General features: G+C 40.6%; 20 protein-coding genes and 1 riboswitch. Of the genes, 18 read left to right on the top strand and 2 right to left on the bottom strand.

The window, feature by feature from the left end; translation table 11 throughout:
• The first annotated feature begins 62 nt into the window (after positions 1-62).
• The 3 genes from RSX31_RS05035 (at position 63) to RSX31_RS05025 (ending at position 2983) form a co-directional block, all read left to right on the top strand.
• Positions 63-1436 carry a DEAD/DEAH box helicase gene (locus RSX31_RS05035; protein ID WP_315633661.1) on the top strand — a complete coding sequence of 458 codons (1374 nt, stop codon included), beginning with the start codon at positions 63-65 and terminating at the stop codon, positions 1434-1436.
• 175 nt (positions 1437-1611) lie between these two features.
• The gene (locus RSX31_RS05030; protein ID WP_148993962.1) at positions 1612-2361 is read left to right on the top strand and encodes an exodeoxyribonuclease III; all 750 of its coding nucleotides are present in this window, start codon (positions 1612-1614) and stop codon (positions 2359-2361) included.
• A 43-nt stretch (positions 2362-2404) separates the two neighbouring features.
• Positions 2405-2983, top strand: coding sequence for a branched-chain amino acid aminotransferase (locus tag RSX31_RS05025; RefSeq protein WP_148993961.1), 579 nt, complete (start codon positions 2405-2407; stop codon positions 2981-2983).
• 29 nt (positions 2984-3012) lie between these two features.
• Here RSX31_RS05025 and RSX31_RS05020 read toward each other — a convergent pair whose 3' ends face one another.
• A complete protein-coding gene (locus RSX31_RS05020) occupies positions 3013-3567 on the bottom strand; it encodes a hypothetical protein (protein ID WP_315633657.1) in 555 nt (184 codons plus the stop codon).
• Between the two features lie 96 nt (positions 3568-3663).
• Here RSX31_RS05020 and RSX31_RS05015 point away from each other — a divergent pair, with 96 nt between their 5' ends.
• The gene (locus tag RSX31_RS05015) at positions 3664-4578 is read left to right on the top strand and encodes a phosphatidate cytidylyltransferase (protein WP_148993959.1); all 915 of its coding nucleotides are present in this window, start codon (positions 3664-3666) and stop codon (positions 4576-4578) included.
• A 44-nt stretch (positions 4579-4622) separates the two neighbouring features.
• Here RSX31_RS05015 and RSX31_RS05010 read toward each other — a convergent pair whose 3' ends face one another.
• The gene (locus RSX31_RS05010) at positions 4623-4931 is read right to left on the bottom strand and encodes a hypothetical protein (protein ID WP_148968908.1); all 309 of its coding nucleotides are present in this window, start codon (positions 4929-4931) and stop codon (positions 4623-4625) included.
• Between the two features lie 173 nt (positions 4932-5104).
• Here RSX31_RS05010 and RSX31_RS05005 point away from each other — a divergent pair, with 173 nt between their 5' ends.
• The 14 genes from RSX31_RS05005 (at position 5105) to RSX31_RS04940 (ending at position 18092) form a co-directional block, all read left to right on the top strand.
• Positions 5105-5386: a DUF6509 family protein gene (locus tag RSX31_RS05005; protein WP_148993958.1), complete on the top strand. Its 282-nt coding sequence runs from the start codon at positions 5105-5107 to the stop codon at positions 5384-5386.
• Positions 5387-5587: 201 nt separating this feature from the next.
• The gene (locus RSX31_RS05000; protein WP_315633654.1) at positions 5588-8119 is read left to right on the top strand and encodes a cyanophycinase; all 2532 of its coding nucleotides are present in this window, start codon (positions 5588-5590) and stop codon (positions 8117-8119) included.
• Positions 8120-8280: 161 nt separating this feature from the next.
• Positions 8281-8478: a hypothetical protein gene (locus RSX31_RS04995; protein WP_148968911.1), complete on the top strand. Its 198-nt coding sequence runs from the start codon at positions 8281-8283 to the stop codon at positions 8476-8478.
• 151 nt (positions 8479-8629) lie between these two features.
• Complete coding sequence (locus tag RSX31_RS04990) at positions 8630-9766, top strand: sensor histidine kinase (protein WP_315634195.1); 1137 nt, start codon at positions 8630-8632, stop codon at positions 9764-9766.
• Entirely contained in the window at positions 9763-10362 is a 600-nt protein-coding gene (locus RSX31_RS04985) for a response regulator transcription factor (RefSeq protein ID WP_315633651.1), read from the top strand. The genes RSX31_RS04990 and RSX31_RS04985 overlap by 4 nt, the downstream gene beginning before the upstream one ends.
• Positions 10363-10651: 289 nt before the next feature.
• Positions 10652-10759: riboswitch (TPP riboswitch) on the top strand.
• A 117-nt stretch (positions 10760-10876) separates the two neighbouring features.
• Positions 10877-11575, top strand: a complete 699-nt coding sequence (tenA, locus tag RSX31_RS04980; RefSeq protein WP_315633649.1) for a thiaminase II — start codon at positions 10877-10879, stop codon at positions 11573-11575.
• On the top strand, positions 11568-12146 hold the full coding sequence (locus RSX31_RS04975; protein WP_148993954.1) for an ECF transporter S component: 579 nt from the start codon (positions 11568-11570) through the stop codon (positions 12144-12146). The genes tenA and RSX31_RS04975 overlap by 8 nt, the downstream gene beginning before the upstream one ends.
• Positions 12147-12160: 14 nt before the next feature.
• A complete protein-coding gene (locus tag RSX31_RS04970; protein ID WP_315633647.1) occupies positions 12161-13588 on the top strand; it encodes an ABC transporter ATP-binding protein in 1428 nt (475 codons plus the stop codon).
• Positions 13585-14388, top strand: coding sequence for an energy-coupling factor transporter transmembrane component T family protein (locus RSX31_RS04965; RefSeq protein WP_315633646.1), 804 nt, complete (start codon positions 13585-13587; stop codon positions 14386-14388). Before RSX31_RS04970 ends, RSX31_RS04965 begins: the two co-directional genes overlap by 4 nt.
• Complete coding sequence (locus RSX31_RS04960; protein ID WP_148993951.1) at positions 14378-14995, top strand: thiamine phosphate synthase; 618 nt, start codon at positions 14378-14380, stop codon at positions 14993-14995. The genes RSX31_RS04965 and RSX31_RS04960 overlap by 11 nt, the downstream gene beginning before the upstream one ends.
• A gap of 6 nt (positions 14996-15001) precedes the next feature.
• On the top strand, positions 15002-16099 hold the full coding sequence (thiO, locus tag RSX31_RS04955; protein WP_148993950.1) for a glycine oxidase ThiO: 1098 nt from the start codon (positions 15002-15004) through the stop codon (positions 16097-16099).
• Between the two features lie 4 nt (positions 16100-16103).
• The gene (gene thiS / locus RSX31_RS04950; RefSeq protein WP_148993949.1) at positions 16104-16307 is read left to right on the top strand and encodes a sulfur carrier protein ThiS; all 204 of its coding nucleotides are present in this window, start codon (positions 16104-16106) and stop codon (positions 16305-16307) included.
• Between the two features lies 1 nt (position 16308).
• Complete coding sequence (locus RSX31_RS04945; protein WP_148993948.1) at positions 16309-17073, top strand: thiazole synthase; 765 nt, start codon at positions 16309-16311, stop codon at positions 17071-17073.
• The gene (locus RSX31_RS04940) at positions 17073-18092 is read left to right on the top strand and encodes a thiazole biosynthesis adenylyltransferase ThiF (protein WP_148993947.1); all 1020 of its coding nucleotides are present in this window, start codon (positions 17073-17075) and stop codon (positions 18090-18092) included. Before RSX31_RS04945 ends, RSX31_RS04940 begins: the two co-directional genes overlap by 1 nt.
• The last annotated feature ends 2 nt before the right edge of the window (positions 18093-18094 follow it).

Here is an 18094-nt window from a genome sequence, read left to right as displayed (position 1 = left end):
CCACGAAACCTTCACTATTAGTAGACAAGTCAAATCTGTTATTAAGAAAGTAGGAATGATCATTGAACTCGTTTGCATCACTGGGACTATCAAAAAGTCTTCAGAAAACCTTATCTACTAATGGAATAAGTGAACCGACACTCATACAAGAAAATGTGATACCGACCCTTTTGGAGGGAAAAGATGTCATGGCTAAGGCTCAAACCGGGACTGGTAAAACCTTTGCTTACGTTTTACCCATTCTGGAGAAAAGTAAATCTGCCACCCCTCATATTCAGAGTTTGATTATTACCCCGACACGTGAGCTGGCTATCCAGGTAACAAGTGAAATAAGGAAGCTCACAACGAAAAACAAAGGATTTAGCGTTATCTCCGTTTATGGTGGTAAAAGCCATGAGGAGGAAATCAAGGAACTGGAACATAATGTAAATGTTGTGGTTGGAACTCCCGGGAGGCTATTGGATCATCTTAAAAAAGGGAATCTCGATCTATCTCATCTTATGTTTTTGGTCATTGATGAAGCAGATCAACTTCTCCAGATAGGTTTTCTAAATAAAGTTGAAGAAATTTTAAGCAAAACACCGGCTAATCGTCAAACGATGTTATTTTCTGCGACAATTCCTGCTGAAATCAAAAAATTGGGTCGCAAATATATGAAAACTCCCCAATATATCGAGGTGGCGGATGCTGAAAAATCCACTTCCATTAATCAATTTGCCATTTATACAGTGGATAGGGCCAAGCAAGACACAGTCATTCAATTAATAGAGGCATTTCAACCAAGTAAATCCATCGTTTTTTGCAGAACGAAACGGCGGGTCACGAAATTATATCAAGTCCTGAAATCAAAAGGGTTCAAAGTGGCTGAACTCCACGGGGATATCCCACAAGAGAAACGTGAAATTGTAATGGAGCAATTTAGAACCGGCGACGTACCAATGTTAGTTGCGACTGACGTCGCTTCCAGGGGATTGGATATTGAGGGAGTCACTCACGTATTTAATTATGACATGCCTGAAAATGCCGAAACCTACATTCACAGAATTGGAAGAACAGGTAGAGCGGGTGAAACAGGCTTAGCTTATACCCTATATTCATCTGAAGAAAGAAGCCTTCTGGACGGAATTGAAGCAGAGCTGAACAGTCGGATTCAAAAGCAAAACCTTGGGAATACCATTTCTTTAAAATCAAAAACAACCGCTAAGAAAAAGGGAGTTAAACGACAAGGAAATAGCAAGGAACGGGAATCCCTGAAAAGGAAAAAAGACGAGTTCAAAGATAAACAAATAACGAGCAAAAAATCCTCTAACTCATTAAAACAAAAACCTTCAACACATTCGGAGGGGACAGCAGCTGAAACGAAGCCTGACATTACAGGGAGAAGGACAGGAAAAAAACCTTCTTCTAGATCTTATAATCGAAAAAATAAACGATAAAACCATGCGGACGCATGGTTTTTATTGTGCCAAAATTTCAAGGTTAAGCTGAAGTTATATCAGAATAATATCGCGTATCCGAATATATTATATCAGTATAATGAATGTCTTCGGTTGGTTTTATGGTAGGATAATAAAGGGTATTGCAATGAGTAAAGGAGTTATATAGATTAATATGAAACTAGTATCGTGGAATGTAAATGGAATTAGAGCGTGTGTAAAAAAAGGATTTTTGGATTACTTTCAACATATGGACGCAGATATTTTTTGCCTTCAAGAAACAAAGCTTCAAGATGGGCAAATCTCATTAGAATTAGATGGATACCATCAATATTGGAATTATGCGAAGCGAAAGGGCTATTCAGGAACGTCTGTTTTCACTAAAGAGAAGCCACTGTCTGTCTCTTATGGCATTAATGAAGATATAGAGCCTGAGGGAAGGATCATTACATGTGAGTATAATTCTTTTTATTTAGTGAATGTATATACACCTAATTCAAAAAGGGATCTGTCAAGGCTCAGTGAACGTCTGGAGTGGGAGGATACTTTACGGAAGTATCTTACCGACTTGGAACAACATAAACCTGTTGTTCTTTGTGGGGACCTGAATGTCGCACATACAGAAATAGATTTGAAAAATGACAAATCAAATCGGGGGAATTCAGGCTTTACAGATGAAGAGCGCGGGAAAATGACCATGCTCCTCCAGGAAGGGTTTGTCGATAGCTTTCGGCATATCCACCCAACAAGGGATGATGCCTTTAGTTGGTGGTCCTATATGAGTAATGTCCGTGAACGGAATATTGGGTGGAGAATTGACTACTTTATTGTGTCAAACCGTTTAACACCTGCTATAAAGACCGCAGAAATCCACGCTGAAATACTCGGAAGTGATCACTGTCCTGTATACTTAGAGTTAGAGTAGTGCATAAAAGAAATAGAGAAATTTCATTTGCGGAGGGTAAAGGATGTTAAGAAAGAGATTACTGCAGTATATCGAAGAATCGAATGGTAGCGTTGCTTTATTTCCACAGGAAAAAGAATTTGCAGTTAAGAATGGGTTACTGGATGCTGACAAGGTAGGGGCACGAGAATCCGGTTCGCGTTTTGAAGAAGCTTATATAGAGCGTTGCGAAAAGGAAACGGAAGAACTAATCGCTCAAGAATCATTCCTATTCCTGAATCAGCCGATCACCTACTTGAAAAAACATAAAAACGAGTTTGTTTTCCTTGAATTGAGCTGGTTTGATGTGATCGGGGTGGAGGCTGTTTCGATAGAAGTGGATGACGTGTTTGGAACGTATGATGCGATGCTGGGGTTGAAGCTTCAAAAAAAATATCGCAGTCAAATTGAGGATTACTTGGAAAATGTTCTTAAAGGCCAAACATCTTATGACTTATTGTTTAATGGTGAGGATGGATTATGGGATTTAAACATTACTTTAAACGATCTCCCTGATTTTCATGAAGGACTGACGATGCTTGCTACCTATGAGCTCATATACGATTTTCTATTTCACCTCCTTCAAAAGGTGGATGAGGCTTAAAGAAGTATCCTCCTCGTAATCGAGGGGGATTATTTTGCTTTTTTTCGTTTGATTGGTTCATAGTCAAATAATATACCTTCATATACCAGCTTCAAATGTGAATGATTTCTGAAATCTTCTGGTGTAATTAAAGCTGGAAGTTTATTCCATAATTTGATTCCTGAGCGTTGAAGAATCTCTGCCACAAATTGAGAACAAAAGTACGAGTTACTGAATTCTACAGGTTCATTCAATGATACCCCGAAAACCCCTAATAAATTATAGAGAAATTTCGTGCGACTCCTCTTGAACACATTTAAAACCCGTCTCATTTTTACAATATGTCGTTCCGTTACTTCTAATTGATAAATTACACATGTGGTATTGGGATATTTGCTGTAGGTCCCATGAAATATATCCTCTTTAACAAATCCTCCACTAATGGGGTTGTTTGGATGTTTGCGCCCGAAGCTGTATAGTTCGTTTAAGTCTCGGTCAAAGGAGATTGAGGCATGGTTGTATGGTGCTTTTGTATATTTCTTGATGGATTTGGTAAAAAGAGTTCCCGTGTCGGTCAGTAAAATATAAATATAATTACTTTGCATTTCTCATTCCCTCTTTTAAAGTAGTAGATTTTCCCATATGCTTAATTATACAGTATTTTTTATCGTTTGAAATATAGTCATTTTAAGGAGGAAGATATGGAATCGGCCATATGGACTTTATTTGTTATTTTTATCGGTTTGGTGGTAGTGAACATCCTATTTTTACAGATTAAGAGTAAGCAAAGAGGGAAAGATTTCTCTCGAATTTCGTTACGGGTTAAAACCTGGTGGGGGATGTTTGTTGTCTTTTGTTTGGCTACCCTGTTTAATCCGATCGTATCCATGTTCTCCTTGATGATCCTCTGCTTTTTTTCTCTTAAAGAGTACTTTTCTATGATGCAAACGAGAAAAGCGGATCGAAGGATTTTCTTGTGGGCTTACTTATCGATCCCCATTCAGTTTTATTGGATTTATATTGGATGGTATGGGATGTTCATTGTGTTTATTCCAGTTTATGTGTTTTTGTTATTACCTCTGCCACGATTATTGGGGAAAGGGACATTGGGGTTCCTTCGCTCTGTCAGCTCGACACAATGGGGGCTGATGCTGATGGTTTTCGGGTTAAGTCACCTTGCTTATTATCAGGTTGCTAATCCAACAAGTGGTGCGAATCTAGTGCTTTTTTTAGTTGTGCTGACCCAGGTGAGTGATATTGTTCAGTTTGTTGTATCGATATACATCGGGAAGCGTAAGGTAGTTCCAACCTCTAATCCAGCCATTACATGGGAAGGCTTTTTGGCTGCTGTGTTGGTGACGACGTGCGTATCTTATTTTATTTATCCTTTTTTAACTCCTCTCGATATGAAATTCGGAATCCTATCGGGCTTGATTATCAGCGTAACTGGTTTCGTAGGAAGCTTGACGATTTCTGTGTTGAAACGTGATCTCCTGATCGGTGATCAAAAAAAATTTGCTTCATTAAAAGAAAGTTACCTCAATCGTGTCGACAGTTTAACCTACACATCCCCCATATTCTTTCACATCATTCGTTACTACTTTGATTTCATGTGAAAAGTAAGAGGGACGGACCTTCACAAGGTCCGTCCCTCTTACTATTATCCCTTTTTACCAGGGCGCTTGCTGATTTCTTCTGTGACGACATGAGCCAGGTCGTCGTTTCCAAATAGGGAGAGGACACCCAGTAAAGTCGTGTCGGGAATTTCTTCAGACTCTTCTTTAGGGACCGTTAAGTCAATTCCTTGCAATAATGCGGGATTTTCCCCTTGATTGGGATAAGCTTTCTGATAAAGGGTTGCAGGATCAAGGTCATGATTCACACACCATTGCGCAAACACAAGAATCATCATATGCTCGTCCTTTTGATAATTTTCAATGATTTTTTCTTGCATCTCTTTAGAATTCATTGCATTCTCTCCTTAAACTTTGTATCTATTTCTATTATAACGAAGTTTGGTGAGCAAGCCCATTCATTTACTTACTAGGCTGAATAGAGGAATACGTTTTTAAAATCCGCCGGTTTAGGTGTATAATAGGATGATGAAAGAAATTTGCTTCACATTGAAAGGACGTTAGATAAATGGATATTACCACTCATAGTGCCGAGGAACTGAAAGATCCTACCGGTATACTAAATGGAGATCGATATGAAGTTATTCTTGATATTGAAGTACCCGAGGATGATGAGCTATACAGAGAACAGGGTATTTACATAAAAGTCATTTTTGTTCGAGACGAGAATGGTTCCAGGATCGTACAGTCGACCATTGTAGAAAGAAACACTGAGACGTATCTTGACTTTGAATTAGAAGAAGATGAAGAAAGTCTCCTTCTTTCATATTGTGAGGAAAATATCGGGTGATCGATATTAGATGGACCCTCTACATTCGTAACCAAACGAATGTAGAGGTTTTTTTGTTATTGGTTCATTTATTGCCTCACCATAAACATCCCATTTTAACCCTTTCCTTCTTGCGTGACTGATAATTCAGATACTTTAGAGTTGGCATGGAAATTGCATAATAATTAATTGAAAATAGATTAATAGAAGGGAGAAATGTTGATGAATGGTTATTGGGGTAAAGTGAAGAATCTATTCATTGTTATAACTGTATTTGCAGTTATGAGCAGCTTGGCAACTTCCAGTACATTTGCCAAGAAAAACGAAAACAGCATCAAAGGGAGTCTATTGATTGTCGGAGGAGCTTTAGGCAGCAGCAACTCGGCTGTTTATGAAGAATTCATTAAACTATCAGGGGGTAAAAAGAAAGCCAAAATAGGAATCATCCCTTCTGCTTCAGGATCTCTGAAGTCATCAAATCAATTTAAGGAAGATTTGATTTCCTACGGTGTAGCTGAAACAGCTATTGAAATCCTTCCTCTATCTGCTCATGATTTCTCAGGGACAGAAGAAGACGAAAGCGAATGGAAAGATAACGCTCAAAAGAAAGAAATAACAAAAAAAATCAAAAAGCTGACAGGTATTTGGTTTGTCGGTGGAGATCAACTCAAGATCACAGAGACATTACTTAAGGGCAATGGAAAAAACACGAAAGCTTTAGATGAAATTTGGAAGGTTTACCGCAAAGGAGCCGTTCTTGGTGGGACAAGTGCCGGAGCGGCCATCATGAGTGATGTGATGATTACAGGCGGTGATAGTTTAGGAGGGCTTCGTCAAGAGTTTATAACGGAAGACGTATCCAATTCGAATGAAGAATATGCACCTGTCTATATTGAAAAAGGGCTTGGATTCTTTCAATGGGGAATTGTGGATCAACATTTTAATGAAAGATCACGTCTGGGTAGACTAGCGGCAGCAGCCATCCGCTACGAAACGAATAAAAATCATCTTGCCTATGGAATTGATGAAGACACAGCGATGGTGGTAAACAATGAAAAACAAACGATTTCAGTATTAGGCAGAAGTAATATTACGATAGTGGATGTATCTCAATCCACACTAACAGGAAAAGAAATAAAGAACATTGATCTTAGTTATATTTCTCCTGGTGATGTGCTCAATGTGAAAACGAAAGAATTTCACATGAGCGAGGATAAGGTTGAAACAAGAGACTATGAATATTATAACTTTAGACCCCTATCGGCTACCGGAATTCTATCATCTTATGGAACACTGCCACATTACCTGTCGTATTCCCTGGTGGACAATGAGGCGGTAAGTAAGATTAATAGTTATATTTACGATAGTGAAGGAAATGGCTTTGAGCTGGAGTTTAAGCAGACAGATGAAACAAACGGATATTGGGGTTATCAGGATGGTCAAAAGGATTCATACTCCCTATTGCATGTGGAAATGAATGTTTCACCTGTATCCGTCCATTTTCATAAGAAAAATCAGCTTTCACATGACTTTACTTCTTCCTCATTAGAAGTACCTGAAAGTACTTTTGATCCTGAAACAAAAGGCAGCCTTGTAATCGTTGGAGGAGCTTTAGGAAGTAGTAATGAAGAAGTGTACAGCGAATTTATCAATCGGGCAGGGGAAAATGGGAAGATCGGGATTATCCCTGCTGCAAGTTCCAGTTTAAAGTCTTCACATGCATTTAAAGAGGATTTGTCATCATTCGGTGTACCTCAAGAAAATATCGATATTCTTCCTCTATCAAACCATGATTTTAAAGGGACGGAGGAAGACGAGTCTAACTGGATGAATAATAAAAATAATTCGGATATAGCAGAAAGTATACTGGAGTACGATGCCATTTGGTTTGTAGGTGGAGATCAAACGGATATCACCGAAACATTGTTAAACCAAGATGGAACTCAATCACTAGCTCTTGAAAATATTTGGGAGATCTATCGTAATGGAGCCGTTCTTGGCGGTACAAGTGCAGGAGCTGCAATCATGAGCGATGTGATGATCGCAGGTGGTGGAAGCTATGACACTCTATCAAAAGGATTCTCTGATACGTATGACGGTATGTCTCAACAAGAAGGCGGACCTGGATATCTTGAAAAGGGATTAGGATTCTTCCCGTACGGTATCGTGGATCAGCATTTTGATAAAAAAGCACGATTGGGACGTTTAATTGCAACCACTGCTGAGCATGGAGAAGAAAATGAATTCTCGTATGGGATCGATGAAGATACTGCGATGATAGTGGATAACGAAGCGAAAACCATTGAGGTAAAAGGTAGAGGCGGCGTTTCTGTAGTAGATTTGAGTCAGTCAGATCTATCACAATCATCGCATACGTATAAAAATGTATACTTATCATGGATTACCTCAGGTGATCAATTAAATTTAAACACGAAGGAATATGCGATCAGTAATCATAAAGTTTCAACAAAAGACTATGAATACTACGAATATAATGCTGCTCCCCATACAGGAGTATTAACTCCGCATCCTTCACTTGCAAATTATTTAAGCTATAGCCTTCTTGATAACTTTGGACAGGATGTAGTGAAAAGCTATAGTTTTTCTAATGATGAAGGATTTGAACTGACTTTCAAAAAAGGAGATCAATCGGAAGGCTTTTGGGGTTATAAAGATGGAAACAAAGATGATTACTCATATCTCAATGTGAAGATGGATATCGAACCAGTACAAATCTCGATTGAAACCAAATAAAATTGAACGGAAAGCCTGGGCGGATTGACGCTCGGGCTTTTTTGTATTGAAACGAGCTTTTCATGTCATTTGTCGGTATATATGATTGATAGCATCTGTTATACTAGTGATAACAAAGTGCTAGCAGTTGCTAACAGATAGATAGGGAAGGAGGGCGAACCTTGTCAGATCAAGGAAGAATGCAACTTAATGTAAGGGTCAATAAGGAAACATCAGAGAAATTGGATGAAATCGTTGAATACTATCAGCAAAACACGAAAATTGGAAGAGTTTACAAAGGTGATGTTTTAACAGATATTATCCATAAATCCTATGAAATCATGCAGAAGCAAAAGGCGATTCAGAATCGGAAATATTAGTATTTGTTAATGATGAATTTCATACGATTTTCTTGTCTAAACGGGCGGGGGAATTCTTATACCGTTTGTATGAAAATGGGTATAATTTATGTCATACTATAAGTTACATAGTTAAAAAACTGAAAGTAAAAGAGGTTATTTTATTGTGCAAATGCCGAAAAAGTTAATCAATATTCAAAAAGGTTCCGGAATTTCCCCGTACATATGGAGCATCATCAGCATCCTTCCATTTTATTTTATCTTTCAGTCCTCCTCTACAATTGAAATAGTTGTAGGGATTTCCTTAACCATCATGTTCTTTATTTCTTTACGATTTGCTTTTATTTCAAGGGATTGGCCGGTTTATTTATGGACATCGATTTTAATCGCGATATCCATTACCATGACCATTCAATTTAATTTTATCTATTTTGCTTTTTACATTGCCTACTATAATGGGAATATAAAAAACCGGGTGGCGTTTTTAACCCTATATATCATTCACTTGGTGTTAACGACGGCATCGATCAATTATAATTTTGTTATACAGGATGAATTATTTTTATCTCAATTTCCTTTTATTCTGATCATTTGGATAAGTGTCATTCTGTTGCCGTTTAATATTTATAACCGAAATAAACAGGTCCAGCTCGAAGACCAGTTGGAAGATGCTAATAAACGTATTTCAGACTTGGTCAAGCAGGAGGAACGCCAGAGGATTGCCCGTGATCTACACGATACTTTGGGTCAAAAGCTTTCTCTTATCGGCCTGAAAAGCGATCTGGCCAGAAAATTGGTGTACAAAGATCCAGAGCAGGCACGAAACGAGTTAAAGGATGTTCAGCAAACGGCTCGAACGGCTTTAAGTGAAGTAAGGACAATGGTATCTCAAATGAGAGGAATTCGACTAAAAGACGAAATCGTAAGGATCAAACAGCTATTAAAGGCAGCGGAAATTGATTTCGTGATGGATGATGAGGTCATGCTGCCCCAGGCATCACTCTTTCTGGAAAATATCTTGAGCATGTGCCTAAAAGAAGCCGTGACGAATGTTGTCAAACACAGCAAGGCGTCACACTGTGAGCTGATCATCGAAGAATCGGATAAAGAGATGACCATCATAGTGAAGGATGATGGAATGGGAATCGAGGGAGATTACACTCAGTCTAAAGGCAGCGGCTTAATCGGAATGAGAGAACGGTTAGAATTTGTGAATGGGAGCTTAGATGTTTATTCCGAGAATGGGACCACTTTGATTATGAGAGTGCCGAAAGTGATCAAGCAAACAGACAGGGAGGGAATGGAATGATTCGAATTGTTATTGCAGAAGACCAGCGAATGTTATTAGGTGCCTTAGGCTCTTTACTTAGTTTAGAGGATGATATGGAAGTGGTTGGAAAGGCAGGAAATGGAGAGGAAGCCATTGCCCTCGTCCACGAGCTGCAGCCGGATATTTGTATCATGGATATTGAAATGCCTAAAAAGACAGGTCTTGAAGCAGCAGAGGAATTAAAAGGCGAAAATTGCAAAGTGATTATCCTGACAACCTTTGCAAGGTCCGGATATTTCCAGCGTGCATTAAAAGGTGGCGTGAAGGGTTATTTGTTAAAGGACAGCCCAAGTGAAGAACTGGCGAACTCGATTCGTCTTGTAATGGAGGGTAAACGTATTTATGCACCGGAGCTCATGGACGATGTGTATAGTGAAGAGAACCCCCTGACTGACCGTGAAAAAGAAGTGTTGGAGCTGGTTGCTGACGGGAAAAACACGAAGGAGATAGCCGAGGAGCTTAGCCTCAAAACGGGTACCGTCCGAAACTACATCTCAACCATACTCGACAAGCTTGAAGTTAAAAATCGAATCGAAGCCATCACGCAATCAAAAGAAAAAGGATGGTTTAAATGATGGACAGGGACGGACCTCCATGTTGGAGGTCCGTCCCTGCTTTTATGGTAGTTTTTGTATTACTGTAATCTATCGTATGTATTTTTATACATTCCTGGCAATCACTTAAGTTTGCTTTGAAAGAGTTTAACGCTAAATGAATTCCATTTAATTTTTCATAGGGCGTATCCTTTGCTATGATTGATTTTGCGTGGAAAGGGCAGGTGGAAAAATGATGAAAGGTTTTCTTTTTGCTGTTGACAAGTGAAAGAATCGTGGTACGATAACATCGAATACAAAATTTCATAGGACGATCCACTAGGGGTGCCTTCTAAAAGGCTGAGATTAAAGTGTGACTTTAAGACCCTTTGAACCTGATCTGGTTGAGACCAGCGTAGGGAAGTGGTGTTTGACGGTCACATAGAATCGAATTCTATCAAACTGATCTCAAGCCACTTTCTGTATGCGGTATGCATAATGAAAGTGGCTTTTTTTGTTGCCCATTTCGGGTCGTCTGGAAAAGGAGAAAGATACAATGTCATTTACAGCGTACTTAAGAAACGAAGTGAAGGAAATTTGGGAAGCGAGTTTTCACCATCCTTTCGTTAAAGGTATCGGGGATGGAACCCTCCCCCTTGAAAACTTCAGGTACTACATTCTGCAGGATGCCTATTACCTCTCACACTTTTCGAAGGTGCAGGCACTCGGTGCAGCCAAAGCAACAGATTTACATACTACATCCAGAATGGCAACACACGCAGTAGGAACGAATGAAGCAGAGCTTTCCCTTCATGAAAATTTCTCAAATCGTTTAGGGATTACGGAAGAAGAAAAACGGCAGTTCAAACCTGCTCCTACTGCCTATGCCTACACCTCGCATATGTATCGTTCCGCACAATATGGGGGGCTCGCAGATATCCTGGCGGCAATACTCCCCTGCTACTGGTTGTATTATGAGATCGGTGAACGCTTGAAATCATGTACACCTGAGGAGGTCATATATCAGGAGTGGATCGCAGCTTATGGTGGAGAGTGGTTTGGGGAGCTAGTAGAAGAACAGATCCAGCGACTGGATGTATTGGCAGAAACGATGACAGGAACAGATAAGGAAAGAATGAAAGAGAATTTCATTTTGAGCAGCATTTATGAATTACAGTTTTGGGAAATGGCATACACACTTGAGAAGTGGCCGTTTCAGGCATCTCTAGGTAAGGAAGGTAGAATACATGTCTAAATTAAAGCTGACGGACATTTTAGTAACGGTCGTGATCTCCATAGGTTTTGGGATTATATATAAGCTATGGGGACCGGTTTACAACCTATTAAAGCCATTTGGATTGCATGCTGATCAACTGATCTATGGCATGTGGTTCATGGCGGCAACCGTGGCTTTTTTAATCATTCGGAAACCTGGTGTCGCACTTCTGGCAGAGATTGCTGCCTCTTCAGGGGAATTTCTCATGGGAAGTGAATGGGGTCTCGAGGTACTATTGTTCGGTTTAATCCAAGGTTTGTTTGCAGAGTTGATTTTTCTTATCACCCGCTATAAGCGTTATGATGTCCTCATCATTTGTACAGCAGCTGTGGGCTCAGCAATTGGCTCAATTCTGATGGACTATTTTAAAGGGTACATGGGAGACCTCGTTCTGTGGAATTTGTCACTTTTTATTGTTGCCAGATTAATAGGATCCATCGTGATAGCAGGCATGGGAGCCTTTTATCTTGTTAAGGCTTTGGAGAAAACGGGGGTAACCAGTTTGGTCAGACGTGCGGACCAAAAAGATTATGATGCCCTGAATCAGTAAAGGAGGGAAGGACGATGCATATTGAAAATCTGCGCCTTACATTTTCCGGTTCAGAGAAACTGATGTTTAAAGACATAAGCCTTTCGATAGAAGACGGGGAAAAGGTATTGCTACTGGGGCCATCTGGTTGTGGAAAATCCACACTCCTCCAGGTTTTATCCGGTGTGATACCCCATTCGATAGATGTGCCGATGAAAGCTGACTCGATTGAGCGTCCTGAATCCTTCGGATATGTCTTTCAAGATCCGGACGCTCAATTTTGTATGCCCTATGTAGATGAGGAAATTGCCTTTGTTTTGGAGAACAAACAGATTCCAAGAGACGAAATGCGAGAGATAATTAACGATCTGTTAGAGAAAGTGAATTTAAGTCTGACGGATTCCCATACAAAAATCTCCTCTCTATCAGGGGGGATGAAGCAAAAATTGGCCATTGCTTCTGCTCTTGCGCTCCATCCCCAAACACTATTTCTGGATGAGCCTACAGCCATGTTAGACGAAGAAAGCACCAAATCTGTATGGGAAACAGTGAAGACGACATGTAAAGATAAAACGTTACTTATCGTTGAGCATAAGTTGACTCACGTATTGGAGATCATTGATCGTATTATTCTTTTCGATGTGAATGGAAGGATAGTGGCTGATGGTCCAAAGGCTCACATTTTATCACATTTCAAGGAAACATTGAAATCGGTAGGGGTATGGTATCCGGAGGCGTGGAAAGATTATCTTTCATCCCATCCTCCGGAGAAGGTTGCCCCGTTTGGAAAAAAGAATCTAAAGCTAGAGAACTTCAAAGGGTATATACAAAAAGAGGAGAAAATCCACCTTGAAAATGCCGTCAGCTTTAAAGGTGAATGGATTGCAATCACCGGAAAGAACGGAGCCGGGAAATCAACATTACTCCACAGTCTCATGACATTCATCCAAACGACCGGGACGTATGAATTATATGGAAGACAGGTGAAAGGAAAGAATGTTCCCGAGGAATGTACGTTTGTTTTTCAAAATCCCGAGTTTCAGTTTGTGACACACAGTGTGTTTGATGAAGTTGCGTATACCTTTCGGCTCATGAGAGTGGATGAAGGAAGAGTGGAGGAAAAGGTGCATGCACTATTGAAGCGATTCAAGCTTTATCCATACAAACATCATCATCCCTATCATTTATCCATGGGGCAAAAGCGGAGGTTAAGCGTCGCAGCATCACTTGTCAGGAATAAAGATATTCTATTATTGGACGAACCGACCTTTGGCCAGGATTCTCAAAATACGTTTGCGTTACTTGAGATGCTTCAAGACTATCAAAAAGAAGGATCTACCATTCTGATGGTGACACATGATGAAAATATCATTACTCACTTTGCATCCAGAGTATGGGTCATTGAAAATGGGCGTCTCACCCAGGATTTCTTTAATGAGATTGCTGGTAGTAAAGCAATATGAATATAGAAATCGAGCATAGAGAAACCTGGCTCCATCAAATCAATCCCAGCTTTAAGCTCTTGACCTTGATCGGGATTTTTGTAATTCTGCTTTTTATTCATTATCTTAACTTGTTGTTATATTTGAGCTTTCTCTTTTTTCTCCTGTTATGGGTTTTCTCAGGGTATTCATATAGAACCGTCAGTTTAATGATCCTACCCTTTTTTCTTGTTTTCATCTCTACAGCTTCATCAATGATTTTATTTGGGAAAGGTGAAACAACATGGATGAAATGGGGATTGATCCACATTACCGAAGAGAGCTTTTATCGGGGGATCCATGTTGGATTGCGTACCATCGTATTCGCTATATTGGGATTACTATTTGCTCTTACTACGAGACCGATGAAGCTATTCTATTCCCTCATGCAGCAACTGAGATTAAAACCTAAGTATGCGTATAGTTTTATGGCCGGATTCAGATTAATCCCCATCATGATTGAAGAATTCTTGACGATACGAAACGCGATGAGAGTCAGGGGAGTTGAAGAACGGAGAGGAATAAGGCACGTATTCCATAAATTGAAATCGTATTCCATACCCCTGCTTGCCCAGAGCATCAGAAGAGCTCACAGAATTGCCGTAGCCATGGAAACAAAAGGTTTTAAAGGAAGTGGGCAACGAACCTATTACTACAGCGTAACCTTTTCCAAATATGATGGATACTTCTTGGGGAGCATTCTCATCATGATTGCGCTCAGTTACTATTTTTCTATCCATCTACCTATTTTTCCGACGGGGGATGTTCGCTATGGGAATTGAAACGAGAAAACAATTACATGTGATTTCAACAGGAAAACAATCAGTGGAAGAATTAGTGAAAATCTCGAAGTCCGTTTATCCATATCTCGACATGCTCCATCTTCGCGAAAAGCAGTGGACGGGGAAAGAAATGGCTGTGGCCATAGATCGACTAGTAGCAGCAGGAGTTCCATTAACAAAATTATGTGTCAATGATCGGGCAGACATTGCCTTTATGAAGAATGTAAGAGGCGTGCAGCTTGGCCATCAAAGTGCGGATATCAGCTTAGTGAAGAGTACTTTTCCTTCCTTACAGATTGGAGCTTCTGTCCATTCCGTGGAAGAAGCACAACAGGCAATGGTAAGCAGAGCGGATTACCTGCTCTATGGAAATATCTATTCTACTTCTTCAAAGCGGGGTATGCCTGGCAGAGGTTTGGCAAGCTTAGAAAAAGTGGTTCAAACCGTCCCGATTCCCACTATTGCCATAGGAGGCATTACACCTGAACGCGTGTGTGAGGTTACGGGAACCGGAGCAAAAGGAGTCGCTGTCTTATCAGGTATTTTGCTTTCAAAAGATCCATTAGAGGCAGCCCGATCTTATTATAAACAATTACACAGGGGGTGAGGTAGCTTGATAAAACAGTATGATGCTTTGATTGTTGGTGGAGGGGTGATAGGCTGCTCCATTGCTTATCAAATGTCCAAAAGAGGAAAGAAAGTTCTCCTGATAGAGAAGGATAGACTGGCAGGAAAAGCATCGCAAGCAGCTGCAGGAATGCTCGGCGTTCAAACCGAATTGAAGGGGGACGGCCCTTTGTATCATCTGGCGAAGGAGAGCCGTGATATGTATCCTTCTTTAGCAAGGGATTTGAAAGAGATCAGTGGAATGGACATTGAATATGTGGAAAATGGAATGATTAAGCTGGCGAGAACGGAGGAGGAAGCACAGGAGTTAGTAGAAACGGCTTCTATAGCATCACGAGGGGAACAAATTAGATGGCTTTCCGCCAACACTCTATTTTCCTATGAACCTCATCTTTCAAAAGATCTGGCAGGCGGATTATATATTCCGAAGGATGGGAACGTCTCAGCACCAAAGCTTACACAAGCCTTAGGGTCGGCTTCGAAAATGCAGGGTGCAGAAATCAGTGAATATACAGACGTGTATGATTTTATGAAAGAGAGAAACAAAATTACTGGAGTCAGGACGTCTAAAGGTGACTTTTATGCAGATGAAACGATTGTAGCTGGCGGTGCTTGGAGTCGATTCCTCTTGGATCGACTGGATATAAAGTTCAAAAGTTTTCCAGTTAAGGGTGAATGCTTTTCCGTTCAAGTCCCTGGAAAAATAGTGGAGAGGACCATCTTTACAGAAGGCTGCTACATTGTTCCAAAAGCGTGGGGGCGTCTTTTAATCGGTGCAACAGAGCACCCCCATACCTTCGATGAAGAGATTACCATAGGTGGATTAATGAGCCTTATGCATTTGGCCACATCCATCCTTCCAGAATTGGTTGATGCCAAGTGGGAAAAAGCTTGGGCCGGGATACGGCCTCAAACAGAACAAGGGGTGCCGTTTATGGGGAGAAGTGAGGAATGGAAGGGACTTTCCATTGCAACGGGGCATTATCGTAATGGTATACTCCTGGCGCCAATAACAGGGGTATTGATTGCAGATCTGATAGAGGGGAAGGAATCCCATCCCCTACTTTCATACGTAAGGAGATGAGAAGATGGAATTACGAATTAACGGTCAGCTGGTCACGGTGCCGGAATCAATTACAACAGTATTGGAATTGATTCATCATTTTAACCTGGAAAACCGAATGATCATCGTTGAACAGAACCAAACCATTCTTGAAAAACAAGAGCACAAGACCACCAAAGTGAAACATGGGGATATCTTAGAGTTAGTCCAATTTGTAGGAGGCGGTTGAAATGTTGAAAATCGGAAAGTACACATTCCATTCAAGACTTTTACTGGGAACGGGAAAATATCCTGATTTTGATATCCAGAAAAGAGCTGTCGAGGTTTCTGGTGCGGAAATTCTTACGTTCACGGTAAGGCGCATGAATATCTTTGAACCTGGTCAACCTAATTTTTTAGAAAAACTGAATCTTGAAAACTATTCATTATTACCGAATACGGCAGGGGCTAAATGTGCTCAGGAAGCGGTCCGACATGCACAATTGGCGAGAGCTTCAGGGCTCTGTGACATGATTAAGGTAGAAGTGATCGGATGTGATAAAACGCTACTTCCCGATCCTGTCGAAACACTGAAAGCAACAGAAGAATTAATAAAAGAAGGCTTTACAGTGCTTCCCTATACTTCTGACGATGTTGTTCTTGCAAGGAGATTGGAAGAGTTGGGGGCCCATGCCATCATGCCGGGCGCTTCCCCTATAGGATCTGGACAGGGAATCATCAATCCTGTCAATCTCACTTTCATTATTGAGCAAACAAAGGTACCGGTCATTGTGGATGCCGGAATTGGTTCTCCCTCAGATGCAGCTCTTGCAATGGAACTCGGGGCTGATGCTGTATTACTCAATACAGCCGTTTCTTCTGCGAACGATCCCGTTATGATGGCGAATGCTATGAGACTTGCGATTGAAGGTGGACGATTCGGATATGAGGCTGGAAGAATTCCGAAGAAACGTTATGCAACAGCAAGCAGCCCAGTGGAGGGTATGAGTGTCTGATGGAAGATAGATATTCAAGACAAACGCTGTTTCAGCCCATCGGAACAGAGGGACAAAAGTTAATAAGAAATAAACATGTGTTGCTGATCGGGGCGGGAGCACTGGGAACAGGCAATGCAGAAGCCTTGGTGCGTGCTGGTATCGGGAAGTTGACGGTTGTGGATCGTGATTATGTAGAATGGAGTAATTTACAACGTCAGCAGCTGTATAACGAGGAAGATGCAAGAAACCGCATCCCAAAAGCTGTAGCGGCAAAAAAAAGACTCCTAGCAATTAATTCAACTGTAAATATTGAAGAGCATATACTGGATGCCATGCCAGAAGAGATGTTGAGACTTGCCAAGAACGTAGATCTTATCATCGATGCAACGGATAACTTTGATACAAGAATGATCATAAATGATATCTCTCAAAAATATTCCATTCCTTGGATTTATGGTGCTTGTGTTGGAAGTTACGGAATATCATTCACTATTCTTCCCGGTATCACTCCCTGTCTTCAATGTTTGATCGACACTTTTCCAATCGGTGGAATGACCTGTGATACAGCGGGCATCATCAGCCCTGCCGTTTCCACAGTTGTGGCCTATCAAACTACAGAAGCATTAAAGATACTGGTAGAAGACATGGAGGCACTGGGTAATAAAGTGGTCTCGTTTGATTTATGGAAAAATGAGCATACTTCCCTGGATGTGAGCAAGCTGAAAAGGGATGGATGCCCTTCATGTGGAGAGCATCGTACATTCCCCAGTCTGAAATACGAAAATCAAACGAAAACAGCAGTCCTTTGTGGGAGGGATTCAGTTCAGATCCGTCCAGTTACAAAACCTGGCATCGATCTTATTGAACGATCAAAATCGTTAGAACTCCAGGGGAAACAAGTTGTTAGAAATCCATATTTGATTTCATTCGAGGTTGAATCTTATCGAATCGTACTCTTTCGTGATGGACGTACTCTCGTTCACGGAACAAAAGATATAAGGGAAGCAAAATCGGTTTATCATCGTTACTTGGGATAAAG

It is taken from the genome of Rossellomorea yichunensis, from assembly GCF_032337515.1.
Taxonomy (GTDB): Bacteria; Bacillota; Bacilli; order Bacillales; family Bacillaceae_B; genus Rossellomorea; species Rossellomorea yichunensis.
The sequence above is the reverse complement of the archived record's forward strand: the minus strand, read 5'-3'. Positions and strand labels throughout refer to the sequence as shown.

What these genes read in the sequence shown, in the direction of transcription:
- RSX31_RS05030 (WP_148993962.1), top strand. Translation starts at nt 1,612, where the DNA reads ATGAAACTAGTATCGTGGAATGTAAATGGAATTAGAGCGTGTGTAAAA.
- RSX31_RS05025 (WP_148993961.1), top strand. Translation starts at nt 2,405, where the DNA reads ATGTTAAGAAAGAGATTACTGCAGTATATCGAAGAATCGAATGGTAGC.
- RSX31_RS05020 (WP_315633657.1), bottom strand. Translation starts at nt 3,567, where the DNA reads ATGCAAAGTAATTATATTTATATTTTACTGACCGACACGGGAACTCTT.
- RSX31_RS05015 (WP_148993959.1), top strand. Translation starts at nt 3,664, where the DNA reads ATGGAATCGGCCATATGGACTTTATTTGTTATTTTTATCGGTTTGGTG.
- RSX31_RS05010 (WP_148968908.1), bottom strand. Translation starts at nt 4,931, where the DNA reads ATGAATTCTAAAGAGATGCAAGAAAAAATCATTGAAAATTATCAAAAG.
- RSX31_RS05005 (WP_148993958.1), top strand. Translation starts at nt 5,105, where the DNA reads ATGGATATTACCACTCATAGTGCCGAGGAACTGAAAGATCCTACCGGT.
- RSX31_RS05000 (WP_315633654.1), top strand. Translation starts at nt 5,588, where the DNA reads ATGAATGGTTATTGGGGTAAAGTGAAGAATCTATTCATTGTTATAACT.
- RSX31_RS04990 (WP_315634195.1), top strand. Translation starts at nt 8,630, where the DNA reads ATGCCGAAAAAGTTAATCAATATTCAAAAAGGTTCCGGAATTTCCCCG.
- RSX31_RS04985 (WP_315633651.1), top strand. Translation starts at nt 9,763, where the DNA reads ATGATTCGAATTGTTATTGCAGAAGACCAGCGAATGTTATTAGGTGCC.
- tenA (WP_315633649.1), top strand. Translation starts at nt 10,877, where the DNA reads ATGTCATTTACAGCGTACTTAAGAAACGAAGTGAAGGAAATTTGGGAA.
- RSX31_RS04975 (WP_148993954.1), top strand. Translation starts at nt 11,568, where the DNA reads ATGTCTAAATTAAAGCTGACGGACATTTTAGTAACGGTCGTGATCTCC.
- RSX31_RS04970 (WP_315633647.1), top strand. Translation starts at nt 12,161, where the DNA reads ATGCATATTGAAAATCTGCGCCTTACATTTTCCGGTTCAGAGAAACTG.
- RSX31_RS04965 (WP_315633646.1), top strand. Translation starts at nt 13,585, where the DNA reads ATGAATATAGAAATCGAGCATAGAGAAACCTGGCTCCATCAAATCAAT.
- RSX31_RS04960 (WP_148993951.1), top strand. Translation starts at nt 14,378, where the DNA reads ATGGGAATTGAAACGAGAAAACAATTACATGTGATTTCAACAGGAAAA.
- thiS (WP_148993949.1), top strand. Translation starts at nt 16,104, where the DNA reads ATGGAATTACGAATTAACGGTCAGCTGGTCACGGTGCCGGAATCAATT.
- RSX31_RS04945 (WP_148993948.1), top strand. Translation starts at nt 16,309, where the DNA reads ATGTTGAAAATCGGAAAGTACACATTCCATTCAAGACTTTTACTGGGA.
- RSX31_RS04940 (WP_148993947.1), top strand. Translation starts at nt 17,073, where the DNA reads ATGGAAGATAGATATTCAAGACAAACGCTGTTTCAGCCCATCGGAACA.